The 12299-nt window shown below is 66.1% G+C and carries 15 protein-coding genes; 9 read left to right on the top strand and 6 right to left on the bottom strand.

Translation table 11 applies throughout. The features are described 5' to 3' along the window. Window positions 1–2: 2 nt before the first annotated feature. Both QE395_RS01795 and QE395_RS01790 read right to left on the bottom strand, forming a co-directional pair. Window positions 3–1037, bottom strand: coding sequence for a LysR family transcriptional regulator (locus tag QE395_RS01795; RefSeq protein WP_210131168.1), 1035 nt, complete (start codon window positions 1035–1037; stop codon window positions 3–5). Next, entirely contained in the window at window positions 1028–1291 is a 264-nt protein-coding gene (locus QE395_RS01790) for a hypothetical protein (RefSeq protein WP_093534796.1), read from the bottom strand. Before QE395_RS01790 ends, QE395_RS01795 begins: the two co-directional genes overlap by 10 nt. A 138-nt stretch (window positions 1292–1429) precedes the next feature. Between QE395_RS01790 and QE395_RS01785 the strand changes: the two genes are divergently transcribed. Together QE395_RS01785 and QE395_RS01780 are read left to right on the top strand one after the other, a co-directional pair. Beyond that, on the top strand, window positions 1430–2317 hold the full coding sequence (locus QE395_RS01785; RefSeq protein WP_306987389.1) for an RNA polymerase sigma-70 factor: 888 nt from the start codon (window positions 1430–1432) through the stop codon (window positions 2315–2317). Next, entirely contained in the window at window positions 2317–2928 is a 612-nt protein-coding gene (locus QE395_RS01780) for a DNA-3-methyladenine glycosylase (protein ID WP_306987387.1), read from the top strand. The genes QE395_RS01785 and QE395_RS01780 overlap by 1 nt, the downstream gene beginning before the upstream one ends. Window positions 2929–2945: 17 nt before the next feature. Here the strand turns inward: QE395_RS01780 and QE395_RS01775 are convergent, their stop codons facing one another. Further along, window positions 2946–3464 carry a M23 family metallopeptidase gene (locus QE395_RS01775; protein WP_254622123.1) on the bottom strand — a complete coding sequence of 173 codons (519 nt, stop codon included), beginning with the start codon at window positions 3462–3464 and terminating at the stop codon, window positions 2946–2948. Window positions 3465–3640: 176 nt separating this feature from the next. Then, a complete protein-coding gene (locus tag QE395_RS01770; RefSeq protein WP_306987386.1) occupies window positions 3641–4579 on the bottom strand; it encodes a DUF1254 domain-containing protein in 939 nt (312 codons plus the stop codon). Window positions 4580–4980: 401 nt separating this feature from the next. Here QE395_RS01770 and QE395_RS01765 point away from each other — a divergent pair, with 401 nt between their 5' ends. From QE395_RS01765 to QE395_RS01755, 3 genes are all read left to right on the top strand, one after another. Next, window positions 4981–5367, top strand: coding sequence for a response regulator (locus tag QE395_RS01765; RefSeq protein WP_217537956.1), 387 nt, complete (start codon window positions 4981–4983; stop codon window positions 5365–5367). A gap of 66 nt (window positions 5368–5433) precedes the next feature. Next, window positions 5434–6039: a TetR/AcrR family transcriptional regulator gene (locus QE395_RS01760; protein ID WP_306987384.1), complete on the top strand. Its 606-nt coding sequence runs from the start codon at window positions 5434–5436 to the stop codon at window positions 6037–6039. A 101-nt stretch (window positions 6040–6140) separates the two neighbouring features. After that, on the top strand, window positions 6141–6824 hold the full coding sequence (locus tag QE395_RS01755) for a type 1 glutamine amidotransferase domain-containing protein (RefSeq protein WP_306987383.1): 684 nt from the start codon (window positions 6141–6143) through the stop codon (window positions 6822–6824). 44 nt (window positions 6825–6868) lie between these two features. Here QE395_RS01755 and arsN2 read toward each other — a convergent pair whose 3' ends face one another. Together arsN2 and arsC are read right to left on the bottom strand one after the other, a co-directional pair. Beyond that, window positions 6869–7294: an arsenic resistance N-acetyltransferase ArsN2 gene (gene arsN2 / locus QE395_RS01750; protein ID WP_306987382.1), complete on the bottom strand. Its 426-nt coding sequence runs from the start codon at window positions 7292–7294 to the stop codon at window positions 6869–6871. A gap of 46 nt (window positions 7295–7340) precedes the next feature. Beyond that, on the bottom strand, window positions 7341–7760 hold the full coding sequence (gene arsC, locus QE395_RS01745) for an arsenate reductase (glutaredoxin) (RefSeq protein ID WP_306987381.1): 420 nt from the start codon (window positions 7758–7760) through the stop codon (window positions 7341–7343). A 95-nt stretch (window positions 7761–7855) separates the two neighbouring features. On the opposite strand from arsC, the gene QE395_RS01740 reads away from it, so the two are divergent. From QE395_RS01740 to QE395_RS01725, 4 genes are all read left to right on the top strand, one after another. After that, entirely contained in the window at window positions 7856–8170 is a 315-nt protein-coding gene (locus QE395_RS01740) for a metalloregulator ArsR/SmtB family transcription factor (RefSeq protein ID WP_068854213.1), read from the top strand. 15 nt (window positions 8171–8185) lie between these two features. Next, window positions 8186–9235, top strand: coding sequence for an ACR3 family arsenite efflux transporter (arsB, locus tag QE395_RS01735; RefSeq protein ID WP_306990397.1), 1050 nt, complete (start codon window positions 8186–8188; stop codon window positions 9233–9235). A gap of 158 nt (window positions 9236–9393) precedes the next feature. Then, a complete protein-coding gene (locus QE395_RS01730) occupies window positions 9394–11004 on the top strand; it encodes a CoA transferase (RefSeq protein ID WP_306987378.1) in 1611 nt (536 codons plus the stop codon). 13 nt (window positions 11005–11017) lie between these two features. After that, entirely contained in the window at window positions 11018–12289 is a 1272-nt protein-coding gene (locus QE395_RS01725; RefSeq protein ID WP_306987377.1) for a carbohydrate porin, read from the top strand. The last annotated feature ends 10 nt before the right edge of the window (window positions 12290–12299 follow it).

Raw genomic sequence — 12299 nt, 5'->3', positions numbered from 1 at the left:
GTTCATTGCCACGCGCCGGCATCGACGTCGCGCGCCGGTGCACTGGCCTGCTGCACGCTTTCCCAATGGGTCACCACGTCCAGGTCGAGTGCACGCACCTCGCTGGTGATGAAATCGATGAACGCGCGGATGCGCTTGGGCAGCTGGCGTCGGCTGAGGTAGCACAGGTAGTGCCCGCGGTCGTCGGCGGCGTACTGGTCCAGGCAGCTCACCGCCAACCCGGCATCCAGCGCAGCGCGCACCTGGTAGTTCGGCAGCTGCGCCAGGCCCTGTCCCTGCAGGACCGCCTGCAGCGCCAGGTCGGCGTCGTTGAACACCAGCGCCGACGCCGGTTCCACGCTCAGTGGCCGGCCTTCCACACGAAACTCCCAAGGCTGCAGCCGCCCGTTGGCCTGTCGCTGGCTGATGCAGGCATGCGCGGCCAGTTCGCCAACGGTGGCCGGCAGGCCGTGCCGCACCACATAGTCCGGTGCGGCGCAGACCAGCAGCTGCATCGGGATCAGGTGCTTTGCGATGACCTCGCTGTCTTCCAGCACGCCGTCGCGGAACGCCACATCGATCCGGTCGGCGGCCAGGTCCAGCGGGCGCTCTTCCAGCTGCAGTTCGAGGGTGACGTCTGGGAAGTGGGCCCGGAATGCCGACAGCAGCGGCGCGATCACCTTGCGCCCGAACCCGTGCGTGGCACTCACCCGCAGGTGCCCCCGTGGCGGCCCGTCACGCAGGTCGCGCATTTCCTCCAGCGCCTGCAGGATGCGGTCGACACCGGGGCGGCAGCCGTCGTGGAACAGCTCGCCTTCGCGTGTGAGCGAGGTCGACCGGGTGGTGCGCAGGAAAAGGCGCACGCCCAGCTGCCCCTCCAGTTTCTGCACGCTGCGGCTGACCGCCGAGCGGCCGATACCGAGACGGTCGGCCGCGCGCGAGAAGCTGCCCTCGTGGGCGACGGCAATGAACGCCATCACCCCGGCGTAGCTGGCCGAAAAGCCGGTGGTGAGGGGGTCGACACCGTCGTCTACGGTGGCCGGATCAGTCAGGGACATGCGGGCGGCGCTCCAAGATGGCGCGCATGTGCGCGCAGGCAGGCGTGGGCCGCTTCCAGCCGTTGCCTGCATTCAGCAGCAGGCAACCCCAGCAACGGCATGAGCTCCTCGATCGATGCACCGGCCACGTCGTGCAGCAACAGCAGCAGGCGGGCGTCGGCAGGCAGCGCCTCCAGCGCAGACAGGAACGTGGTCCAGACCTGGTCGGCGGGGCGTGGCAGGCCTGCGGCGTCGGCGGTGGATGAGGTGCTCATGCAAGGCAGACGGACCAGCGCGATGCGCTGTGACAGCCCCGCGTCCGTTGGATTGGTGCCCAGCGCTCAACACCGTGCGTCGACAGTGTCCTGCTTACGGCACTGTCCCTGCGGCGCGCGCTCGTGTTGAATGCCGCCATGGATACTTCCCTCGACCGCTTCACCCAGCTGCGCCCGCGCGTGCTTGGCGTGGCCTATCGCATGCTGGGCTCCATGGCCGAAGCCGAAGATGTCGCGCAGGAGGTGTGGCTGCGCTGGAACGGCACCGACCGCGACGCCATCGAGAACGCCGAAGCATGGCTGGTCGCCACCACCACCCGCATCGCCATCGACGAGCTGCGCATGGCGCGCCGCAGCCGCGAGCACTATGTGGGCATCTGGCTGCCCGAGCCGGTACTGACCGACGATGCCAGCACGCCTGAGCGACTGCACGAAGCGGCCAGCGATCTCTCCGTTGCATTCCTGGCGGTACTGGAACGGCTGGCGCCGGAAGCACGCGCCGCCTTCCTGCTGCACGATGTGTTCGACCGTGACTATCCCGAGATCGCCCACATCCTCGACAAGAGCGAAGCAGCCTGCCGGCAGATCGTGCACCGCGCGCGCACCCGTCTGCGCGAGGAGCGCCCGCTGCACGAGGTGCCGCACCGCACCCACCAGCAACTGTTGCAGGCGTTCACCGATGCCCTGGACAAGGGCGACCTGAAGTCGATGATCGCGCTGATGGACACGTCGGCGCAGCTGATCGGCGACGGCGGCGGTATCGTCAGCAGCTTCCCCAGGCCGATGCTTGGCGGTGCGCGCATTGCCCAGCTCCTGTTCGCGCCCACCCTGCGGCGCCGCGCCGAGCTGCGCATGGTGTCCGCGTTCATCAACGGCCGCTTGGGGGTGCTGCGCTACTTTGGCGAGCACCTGGATTCGGCGATGTCGTTCGATACCGATGGTGAGCGCATCACCCAGATCCTGGTGCAGCGCAATCCGGACAAGCTGGCGCGGATCCTGGCCGCGCAGCAGCCGGCGCTACGCTGATGCCCCTGCCTCCGTCGCGCTGGCGTACGCTCCCGCGCAGCTTCTACCGGCGGCATCCGACCGAGGTCGCGCCCGAGCTGCTGAACAAGCTGCTGGTGCGCGACGATGGCCGGGCCGGTCGCATCGTTGAAGTCGAGGCCTATGCAGGCGATCAGGATCCGGCCGCGCATTCGTTCCGGGGCATGACCCCGCGTACGGCCACCATGTTTGGCGAATGCGGCCACCTCTATGTCTACTTTACCTACGGCATGCACTGGGGCAGCAACGCAGTCTGCGGCGAAGTCGGCCAGGGCTGGGGCGTACTGCTGCGGGCTCTGGAACCCGTGGAGGGATTGGAACTGATCCGTGAGGCGCGGCCAGCCATTCGCCGCGATCGCGAGCTGGCCAGCGGGCCTGGACGGCTGTCGCAGGCGATGGGTATCGACAAGGCACTTGATGGCGCTGACCTCGTCAGCAATGACCGCGGCATCCGGATCGTGTCGGACGGGATGGCGCCACCGGAGGATCCGGCGGCGGGTCCCCGCATCGGCATCAGTCGCGCAGTGGAGTTCCCATGGCGCTGGCATGTGCGCGGGCATGCGCACGTGTCCGGCCGGCGGTCGAAGGCGTAACGACCAACGGTCGTTACCTACCGCGGTAGCGCACGACCGTTGGTCGTGCGGTGCGCCTTCAGCAGCGGCAGCGGATCGTAGGCCCCATCGGCACCGTAGATCCCCCAGTGCAGGTGCGGCGGCGTACCGGCCGCATTGCCACTGTCACCGACGTAGCCCAGCACGGTGCCTTCGCTGACCACCTCGCCCTCGGCCAGCCCCTCGCGCCAGTCCTCGAGATGCGCGTAGTAGTAGCGCTCGCGCGCCGGTCCAATGACCCATACCTGGCGCCCGCCCAGCCCGCTGTCGCGCACCGCGACCACCACGCCTGGCGCCGCGCTCCGTACCGGCGTGCCGCGCTTGGCAAAGATGTCCACGCCGGCATGGGTGCGGTCGCGTCCGCGCGGCGCGCCGAACGTATCGGCGATGCGCCGCGCCGCAACCCCGTCCACCGGGACCGGCAACGTCGTCGGCGCGGGCATGCGCGACAGCTCCCACATCGCGCGTGGCGCCTTGAGCCACTCGCCATTCCACAGGGTCAGCAGCACCAGGCCCAGCAGCAGCGGAAACACCAGCCAGCCCAGCCAGCGGCGTAGCGCGAACGCTCGCGAGCGCGGCGGGTTTTCTCCTGCCACGCTGGGTTCATGATCGGAACGGGTCGACGGATTCATGCGCACAGCATCGCAGGTGCCGCGTACACGGCACCTGTACGGAGAGAGCGGGGCCGGCTGCGCTATTGCACCGGCACGGCGTCAGGGAAGGTCCAGCGCCCTTCCAGGATCTCCGCACGGGGCCGGTACAGCCGCACCATGTAGTTCCAGCCGGCCATGGTGGGCAGGCAGTTGGGTACCTGGCCATCGCAGCCACCGAACTGGATGTCGATCGAGCCGTCGGCGCTCTTCTTCGCGGTGAGGTTGTTGAGCGTGTAGGCGTTCTGCGGGTTCTTTTCGTAGTACCCCTCGGCGTTGTACAGGCTCACCGACCAGAACCCGTCCACGGGCACATCGGCCACGTGCAGCCGGTACACGGTGCTGCCATCGTTCCGGGCCGGCACCACGTTGAGGTACATCGCGTCCTTGTCAGGGTTGCCGCCCCAGGCCGAGGCGGCACCGATCACGCGGCGCACCGGGTCGACCGTGTCGCGGGTGCCGAACATGTGCCGGGTGTCGGGCAGCGTGGATGCCAGCGTCAGCAGCGCGGTGCGCACCTTGTCCTGGCTCACTGTGTCCCACTTCGGTACGTCGAAGCTGCCCGGCGCAGCCTGCTGGACCTTGATCGCATCCTGCAGCGCGTGCACCTTTGCGACGTCCTCCGGGTTGGATGGATCCACCAGCGTTCGAAGGGCGACCACCACATAGCGGGTGCCGTCCTTGCCACGGCTGAGCGTGTAGTCGCCGGGCGTGTAGTTGACCTGGGTGGTGTACTGGTTCTCGTCGATGACCTGCATGGACATGAAGCGATCACCCGCATCGGGGAGCGTGATCGTGACCGGGCCGGCATCGAGGTCGAACACCGCGCTGGAGTACAGCGTGTCGCGATTCAAACGGACCACGGTCTGGCTGTTGATCGATGCCGGTTCGCGATGATGGAACAGCTTGCCCAGTCCCTGCTCCTTCACCAGCGCGCCGAGATAGCGATCGGATTCGGCGCGCACGAAGTTGTCGGCGGTCACCGGCACGCTTCCGGGTTCTGGCGCGCGGTTGGGTTCTGCGGACGGCGGTGCGGATGGCGGCGTTGATGAAGCAGGCGCCGGTGGCGCACTGGCTGCATCTGCGACGGGCGCGTCCGGCTCCCGTCGGCAGGCGGATAAGGCCACCGCTAAGGCGAGGGCGACCAACGGGAGGGCGAAGTGGGGCTTACGCGAAACGTCGTGATTCACGGCGGGATCTCCAACGCAGAAAGCTGGAGCGTAGCAATGGCCCGGCCCGCCAAAAACCGTACTTCTACTGCGGTTCGGCCCGCATTGCCCGCAGGGGGGTCGACCGCTGCGATGAAGACCGCGACTAGAGGACTTTCCGCCGCGTTGACACCTGAAGGTAGACCTTAGGCGTATCTACCGTTCCTGCGCACTTCATGAGCACCCTGGCGTCATCACGTACAAACAAGGTCATCCTGGTAGTCGAGGATGAAATCGAGCTGTCGAGACTCTTCATTGAAGTACTCAGTGGCGCGGGCTACACGGTCGTTCCGGCCTACTCGGTGACCGATGCCCTGTTCGCCATTGCCGACCAGCCGTTCGACGCGGCGATCCTGGACGTTGAGTTGCGCGACGGCGCCGTGTTTCCGGTCGCTGATCGCCTTGCGCGTCTGGGCACACCATATCTGTTTGCGTCCGCCGTGTACCTGCAGGCGGTGCCCGCTGCACACAAGGCGGTGCCGTTCATCGCCAAGCCGTTCGAGATAGACGACCTGCTGTCCCACGTCGAGCGTGCGTTGGGCTGCAGCCGGAAGGCCAGCTAGCTTGGGCGCCGGCCGACCCTGTCGCGACACTAGACGACCGGTCTAATCGAGAGTACAGTGCGGTCCATGAGCCCGACCGCAGCCACTGAAAGCACCGACGTTCGCGACAGGATCCTGTCCACCGGCCAGCGCATCATGGGCGGCAAGGGCTTCTCGGCGGTGGGCTTGAATGAAGTGCTGAGTGCCGCAGGCGTACCGAAAGGCTCGTTCTACCACTACTTCGCGTCCAAGGAAGCCTTCGGCGACGCCCTGCTTGACGACTACTTCGCGGCCTATCTGGCCGACATGGACCTTACCTTTGCCCAGCCCGGGAAGAACCGCGCGCAGCAGTTGGAGGCGTATTTCGCCGCCTGGAAGGACAACCAGTCGTTCGAGGACTGCCAGGGCAAGTGCCTGGCGGTGAAACTCGGCGCCGAAGTGGCAGACCTGTCCCACAGCATGCGCACAACGCTGCAGCGGGGCACCGCCGGCATCATCGAGCGGCTGGCGCATGTACTGGAAGCGGGCGCCGCCGAGGGTTCGCTTGCCTTCACCGGCAAACCCGACGCAGTGGCGCAGAGCCTCTACGCGCTGTGGTTGGGGGCGAGCCTGATGGTGAAGATCGTGCGCGATACCCAGCCCTTCGACGCCGCGTGGCGGACCACGCAACAGATTCTCCACCCTTCGCCCTGACCCCAGGCCGCAGGTACTTCACGCCCTGTGGGCGTTTTTTCACGCCGGTATTCTAGACGACCGGTCTACTGTACTCCTCCATCTACCAGGAACCGTTCCCCATGAAGGTATTGATCGTCCTCACCTCCCACGACACGCTTGGCAACACCGGTCGCAAGACCGGCTTCTGGCTCGAAGAACTCGCCGCGCCCTACTACGCGTTCCAGGACGCGGGCGCCACCATCACCCTGGCCTCGCCCAACGGCGGGCAGCCGCCGCTGGATCCAAAGAGCAACGAGCCCGACTTCCAGACCGACCTCACCCGTCGCTTCGAGGCCGATGCGGCGGCGACCGCACAACTGGCCAGCACCGTTCGCCTGGACAGCGTTTCGCAGGCCGACTTCGACACCGTGTTCTATCCCGGTGGCCACGGGCCGCTTTGGGACCTGGCCGAAGACAGCCAGTCCATCGCGCTGATCGAATCGTTCATCGCCGCCGAAAAGCCGGTCGCGCTGGTCTGCCACGCCCCGGGCGTGCTTCGCCACGTCAAGGCCGCCAACGGCAACCCGCTGGTGCAGGGCCGGAAGGTCACCGGTTTCACCAACAGCGAGGAAGCCGGCGTCGGCCTGACCGACGTGGTGCCCTTCCTGGTCGAAGACACGCTCAAGGCGCTGGGCGGCGACTACTCGAAGGGGCCGGACTGGGGCTCGTACGTGGTCAGCGATGGCCTGCTGATCACCGGGCAGAACCCCGCGTCGTCCGCTGAGACCGCCGCCGTGCTGCTGAAGCGGCTGGCGGCGAAGTAAGCGCAGCCTGCGACCATCGCCCGCCATGCGGCGGGCGATGCGTATCAGATCCGCTTTCGCATGACCGCGCAGGTGGCCGGGCACAGGCCGGAAAACTGCTTGGTTTCCCGAATCGAAACGGGGACATGGTCGCGTGCAACGTGGGCAAAGCCGCAGCGCTCGAACAGGGTGCTGGAAGAGACCGTAAGCAGATAAAGCTCCTCCACGCCCGCGCGGCGCGCAAGCTCCTCCGCCTTGCCCACCAGCACCTCACCCTGGCCGCGGCCTCGAAACGCGGGGCTGACCGCGAGCGACCTCAGCAGTCCGACACCGTGGTACGGCTCGATCGCGATGACCCCGCACAGCATTTCGTCTTCCCACATCCCGCAGAACGTGGTGGACACCGGGTCGAGGTCTTCGGTGGGCAACCCGACGCGTTGAAGCAACGCAATGACCTCTGCGTTCAATGCCATCTGCTTGAAGGACAACATGTTCTCGGCTCCAACAGGGCTGACCCTGGCTGCACTACGGCGGTGGTCAGGGAACCCGTTTGCCGTGCTGATCGATCACCACCTCTCCGTCTTCCTTGGCGAAGGGCACGGTGACGGTCGGAAGAATTTCCAGAACGACCTCGGAAGGCCGACACAGGCGCGTTCCCAGATCGGTCTGCACCCACGGCCGTTCGATCAGGATCGGGTTGTCCATCAGCGCATCCAGCAATGCGTCATCGCTGAGCGCAATGTCGTCCAGCCCCAATTCCAGGTAGCGCTTCTCTTTCTTGCGGATGGCGCCGCGTACGTTAACGCCGGCGGCATTGATCAGTTCGACCAGGCGCGCACGGCTTGGCGGATCAACCAGGTACTCGATCACCTCAGGTTCGATCCCCGCATGCCGGATCAACGCCAGCGTGTTGCGCGAGGTGCCGCATTTCGGGTTGTGGTAGATGACGGCCTTCATGTGCCCTCCTCATCAAGAACGGTTACGACGACGCCGGCAGCAGCGAAGGTCAGTCATGGTTTGTCGTGTCGTGCTATTTCCATTATTCTAGAATTATGGAACATAAGCGCGCAACCCGGGCCCTCGCCGCCCTGAGCCATGCCACCCGCCTGTCCATCTACCGTCTCCTGGTACAGGCCGGTACGGGCGGCAAACTGGCGGGCGATATCGCCCAGGCACTCAACCTGCCTGGCGCGACGCTGTCTTTCCACTTGAAGGCACTGTCAGCCGCCAAGCTGATTACCGCCGAACACCTGGGCCGGTCCATCTGCTATCGGGCGAACTTCACTGCGATGAACGCCTTGGTGGGCTACCTCACCGAGAATTGCTGCGCTGACGACACGCCGTCTGAGCGGCCTGGCTGCTGCTGAGTCCCTTCCATGCGCATGGAGACCTCCCGCCTGTCCTTCCTCGATCGATATCTGACGCTGTGGATATTCTCCGCGATGGCGGTGGGCGTGGGCCTCGGTGCACTGTTCCACGACGTTCCCACCGCGCTGAACCGCCTGTCGATCGGCACGACCAACGTACCGATTGCCATCGGCCTGATCCTGATGATGTACCCGCCGCTGGCCAAGGTGAAGTACGAGGCGCTGCCAGAGGTGTTTGCCGACAAACGGGTGCTGGCGCTCTCGCTGCTGCAGAACTGGATCGTGGGGCCGTGCCTCATGTTCGGCCTGGCGGTGCTGTTCCTGCGCGATTCCCCCGAGTACATGACCGGGCTTATCCTGATCGGGTTGGCGCGCTGCATTGCCATGGTGCTGGTGTGGAACCAGCTTGCACGCGGCGACAACCAGTACGTGGCCGGGCTGGTGGCCTTCAACTCGATCTTCCAGATCCTGTTGTTCAGCGTGTACGCCTGGTTCTTCCTTTCCTGGCTGCCGCCGATGTTCGGCCTGCAGGGAAGCGTGGTCAACGTCAGCATGTGGACCATCGCCGAAGCGGTGCTGATCTACCTGGGCGTTCCATTCCTCGCCGGCTACCTCACCCGTCGCTGGCTGCGAGCCGCCAGGGGTGAACGCTGGTACGAAGAGCGCTTCCTGCCGGCGATCAGCCCGATCACGCTGGTTGCACTGCTGCTGACCATCGTGGCGATGTTCAGCCTGAAGGGCGCCGACGTGCTGCGCCTTCCGTTCGATGCGGTGCGCATCGCCATTCCGCTCACGCTCTATTTCATCATCCAGTTCGGCCTCAGCTTCTTCATGGGGCGGCTCGTCGCAAGGGATTATCCGCGTACCACGGCCATAGCCTTCACTGCCGCCGGCAACAACTTTGAACTGGCCATCGCCGTTGCCATCGCCGCCTTCGGGCTTGCCTCCCCGGTGGCCTTTGCCGCCGTCATCGGACCACTGGTCGAAGTACCCGTGCTGGTGCTGCTGGTCCGCGTGGCGTTGGGGCTGGGCGGGCGCTTCTTTCCTCCGCAGGAAGCGGGCTGAGCTCATCCGGGCATCAGCGCGATGAACCGCACTGCCGGGCGGGAGCTCGGTGCCAGACAGGTGCGTAGAAATACTGGCCGTCGCCCGCCGGATTTACCTAGGAGCGCCAGGAAAACACGGCGTATGGTGACATCCATCCAACCCTGCTGAGGCGAACCATGAAGCCCATCGATGCTGGCCGCAGAGGGTTTCTCGTGGACGCAGGCGTGGCAGGACTGGGCGCGATGGTCACCAACCAGCTCTTCACCGGCGCTGCCGCAGCGGCGCCATCGGCGATGGACACGCCGTTCGACGTCACACTGGCTTTCGCCGGCTTCATGCAGTCGATCGGCAGCAGTCCGGACGCCGCGGGCGGCAAGGTGACCTTCACCGGGGCCGACCCGATCCTGCGGAGTCACTTCCGCATCGGCGCCAGCATGGCCATCCCCGCCATGGGGGCCGGCGTCGGCGCCGCCGCTATCTGGCGTGACAGGACCGGACAGGAACAGGATCTTTCGCTGGACCTGCGCGACGCGGTCTGGAACGTGAATCCCATGGTCGGCATGGTGCTGCGCATGCAGCAGGGCGCCGGTCAGATCCCGGCCAGCGATCCCATCCCAAAGGAAATGACCTTCGTCCCCAGCGTGAACGGCCTGCTGGTACAGGCACCGCTCGGTCTGGGCCATCCGATGTCGTTCCGCGCGTTCGAAACCAAAGACGGGCGCTTCATGAATCTCACCGGCGCCTACCCGCACCTGGGTGATCGGATCCTCAACACGTTGAAATGCCCACCCAACCTTTCCGCCATCCAGCAGGCCGTGCGCTCATGGGACGGCCAGGCGCTTGAAACCGCGCTCGCCGAAGCACGTGCTGCGGCGGCCATGCACCGGACGTTCGAAGAGTGGTCCGCGCATCCCGAAGGCATCCACCTCGCCGGGAAGCCGCTCGTGGAGATCGTAAAAATCGGCGACAGCGCGCCGATCGGTTTCGCACCCCGGCCCACGCAACCGTTGTCCGGGATCAAGGTACTGTCCTGCACGCATGTCATTGCGGGGACTACCGCCTCGCGCACTCTGGCCGAATACGGCGCCGACGTACTGCACGTTGCCCGTGACCAGGCGTTTGAGCACGAGGCGTTCGTCATGGACGTCAACGTGGGCATGCGCTCCACCTTTGTCGATCTCGCCGATGCCGCGCAGAACCGGCGCATGGCCGCGCTGCTTCCGGCTACCGATGTATTCGCCGAATCGTTCCGGGGCGGTGCGATTGAACGACTTGGCTTCGGCCCCCAGGAAATCGCTGCCAAGCGTCCGGGCATCGTTTACCTCTCGGTCCGCTGCTACAGCCACGACGGTCCCTGGCGCGACCGCGCCGGGTTCGACATGGAAGGCCTGACCGTGTCCGGCTTCACGATGGCTGAAGGCGGCGGCGCCACGCCCCGCTTCCCGCCCACGCTGGTGATGAACGACTACATCGCAGGTTACTTGGGCGCCGCAGGTGTTCTGGCCGCCCTGCGCCGGCGCGCCACCGAAGGCGGCAGCTACCACGTACGGGTTTCCTTGACCCGTGCGGCCATGTGGTACAAGTCGCTCGGCCAGTTCGCCAGCACCGATTTCAATGCGTCGCTCGCGGATCACCGCATCGGCCCGCCGCGGACGATCACACGGCGGACACCCTACGGCGAGGTGGTGCGGCTGGCACCCCAGGTGCAGCTGTCACGCACCCCGGGGCGCTGGCGCGACCCACTGGTCGCCGTTCGAGGAAGCGACCTTCCGACGTGGCAGGGTTGAGTGAGGTTCCTCCATGCGCGCCTTCCTTTTCCGCATACTGGTCGTGCTGGCCGCGTCGATAGCCCCGCTGCACGCACAGGACGCCCTCCCTGATGATGATCCGCACGTGCCGCTGCTGCAGGGCACGCTGTCGGCCGAGGGTGACCAGGAAGCATCCGATGCGGAAGTGACCGCCCGTCCGTTCCCACGCGACTCCCTGCTGGAGCCTTGGTTCGCGTGGAAGCAGGACGTGCAGGAGCGCACCGGCCTGACGTTTGGCGGCTCGTACGGGCTGCTGCATCAAAACTACTCCGACAGCCTGATCGACCAGCAGAACTCGACCGGCGCCAAACTGACCTTGAACATGGCCTACGAGCTGTTCCGCAAGGGCACGCCGGAAGCGCTGGTGGTTGCCGTTGCGGTAGAAGACCGCCGGCCCATGTTCGGCAGCGACCAGCCGCCTTTGTTCGCGGGCTTCGGCGCCGGATCGCTTGTACCGACGGCAGCCACCTGGGGCCAGTTCGACCTCGGGGTCACCCAGGCCTACATCCGCCAGAACCTGTTCGGCAATCGCTTCCAGTACACCGTGGGCAAGATCTTCGCGCCCAACTTCGTCAACGCCTACCCGTTCTTTGACGACAACCGCCAGTTCCTGAGCCAGGCGTTCTCGACCAGCCCCAGCATCCAGTCGCCGCTGCGCGGCTTCGGCGCCGTGGCGGCGTGGTATCCGACCGCCAATGGCCTGTACCTGCAGGCGGGCATGTACACCTCGCACAGTGACGACACCGGAAGCACGGTGGACGACTTCTTCAACACCTCCGAACACTTCTACCACTTCGATATCGGCTGGACCGGGCGCCCCCGCGCCGGCGTTCCGATTGCAGCACGCGGGCCCACCGACAGCGACAACATCCATGTCAGCGGGTGGTACCGCAACGCACAGGACGACGGCACTCCCAAATCCCACGGTGTCGCGTTCAATGTGAACCGGATGGTCTCCGAGCGCACGATGGTGTTCTTCCGTGGCGGCTTCTCGCAGGGCTGGGCCGTCGAGAAGACGCTGGCCGGCGGCGTGGGCTGGCGGCCGACGGGGCAACCCTCCAACCTGGTGGGCATCGGCCTTGGCTGGGCCGACCCTGCTGCGTCCGTGCTGCGCCCGCAGTACACCGCCGAGGCCTTCTACCGCTTCCACATCACCCGCAACCTGGCGATCACCCCGGATATCCAGGCCGTGATCGATCCGTCGACCAATCCAGACGAGAGCGTGCTCTGGGTGTTCAGCCTGCGGGCGCGGGTGACGTTCTAGCCGCTCTGCT

It is taken from the genome of Stenotrophomonas sp. SORGH_AS_0282, assembly GCF_030818125.1.
In the GTDB taxonomy this organism is placed as follows: domain Bacteria; phylum Pseudomonadota; class Gammaproteobacteria; order Xanthomonadales; family Xanthomonadaceae; genus Stenotrophomonas; species Stenotrophomonas rhizophila_A.
Note: the sequence above shows the minus strand (reverse complement) of the source record. Positions and strands in the feature narration are given on the sequence as shown.

Coding starts and splice junctions, on each gene's coding strand:
- arsB (WP_306990397.1), top strand. CDS start 8,186: ATGGAGACCTCCCGCCTGTCCTTCCTCGATCGATATCTGACGCTGTGG.
- QE395_RS01790 (WP_093534796.1), bottom strand. CDS start 1,291: ATGAGCACCTCATCCACCGCCGACGCCGCAGGCCTGCCACGCCCCGCC.
- QE395_RS01780 (WP_306987387.1), top strand. CDS start 2,317: ATGCCCCTGCCTCCGTCGCGCTGGCGTACGCTCCCGCGCAGCTTCTAC.
- arsN2 (WP_306987382.1), bottom strand. CDS start 7,294: ATGTTGTCCTTCAAGCAGATGGCATTGAACGCAGAGGTCATTGCGTTG.
- arsC (WP_306987381.1), bottom strand. CDS start 7,760: ATGAAGGCCGTCATCTACCACAACCCGAAATGCGGCACCTCGCGCAAC.
- QE395_RS01795 (WP_210131168.1), bottom strand. CDS start 1,037: ATGTCCCTGACTGATCCGGCCACCGTAGACGACGGTGTCGACCCCCTC.
- QE395_RS01760 (WP_306987384.1), top strand. CDS start 5,434: ATGAGCCCGACCGCAGCCACTGAAAGCACCGACGTTCGCGACAGGATC.
- QE395_RS01725 (WP_306987377.1), top strand. CDS start 11,018: ATGCGCGCCTTCCTTTTCCGCATACTGGTCGTGCTGGCCGCGTCGATA.
- QE395_RS01785 (WP_306987389.1), top strand. CDS start 1,430: ATGGATACTTCCCTCGACCGCTTCACCCAGCTGCGCCCGCGCGTGCTT.
- QE395_RS01730 (WP_306987378.1), top strand. CDS start 9,394: ATGAAGCCCATCGATGCTGGCCGCAGAGGGTTTCTCGTGGACGCAGGC.
- QE395_RS01740 (WP_068854213.1), top strand. CDS start 7,856: ATGGAACATAAGCGCGCAACCCGGGCCCTCGCCGCCCTGAGCCATGCC.
- QE395_RS01765 (WP_217537956.1), top strand. CDS start 4,981: ATGAGCACCCTGGCGTCATCACGTACAAACAAGGTCATCCTGGTAGTC.
- QE395_RS01755 (WP_306987383.1), top strand. CDS start 6,141: ATGAAGGTATTGATCGTCCTCACCTCCCACGACACGCTTGGCAACACC.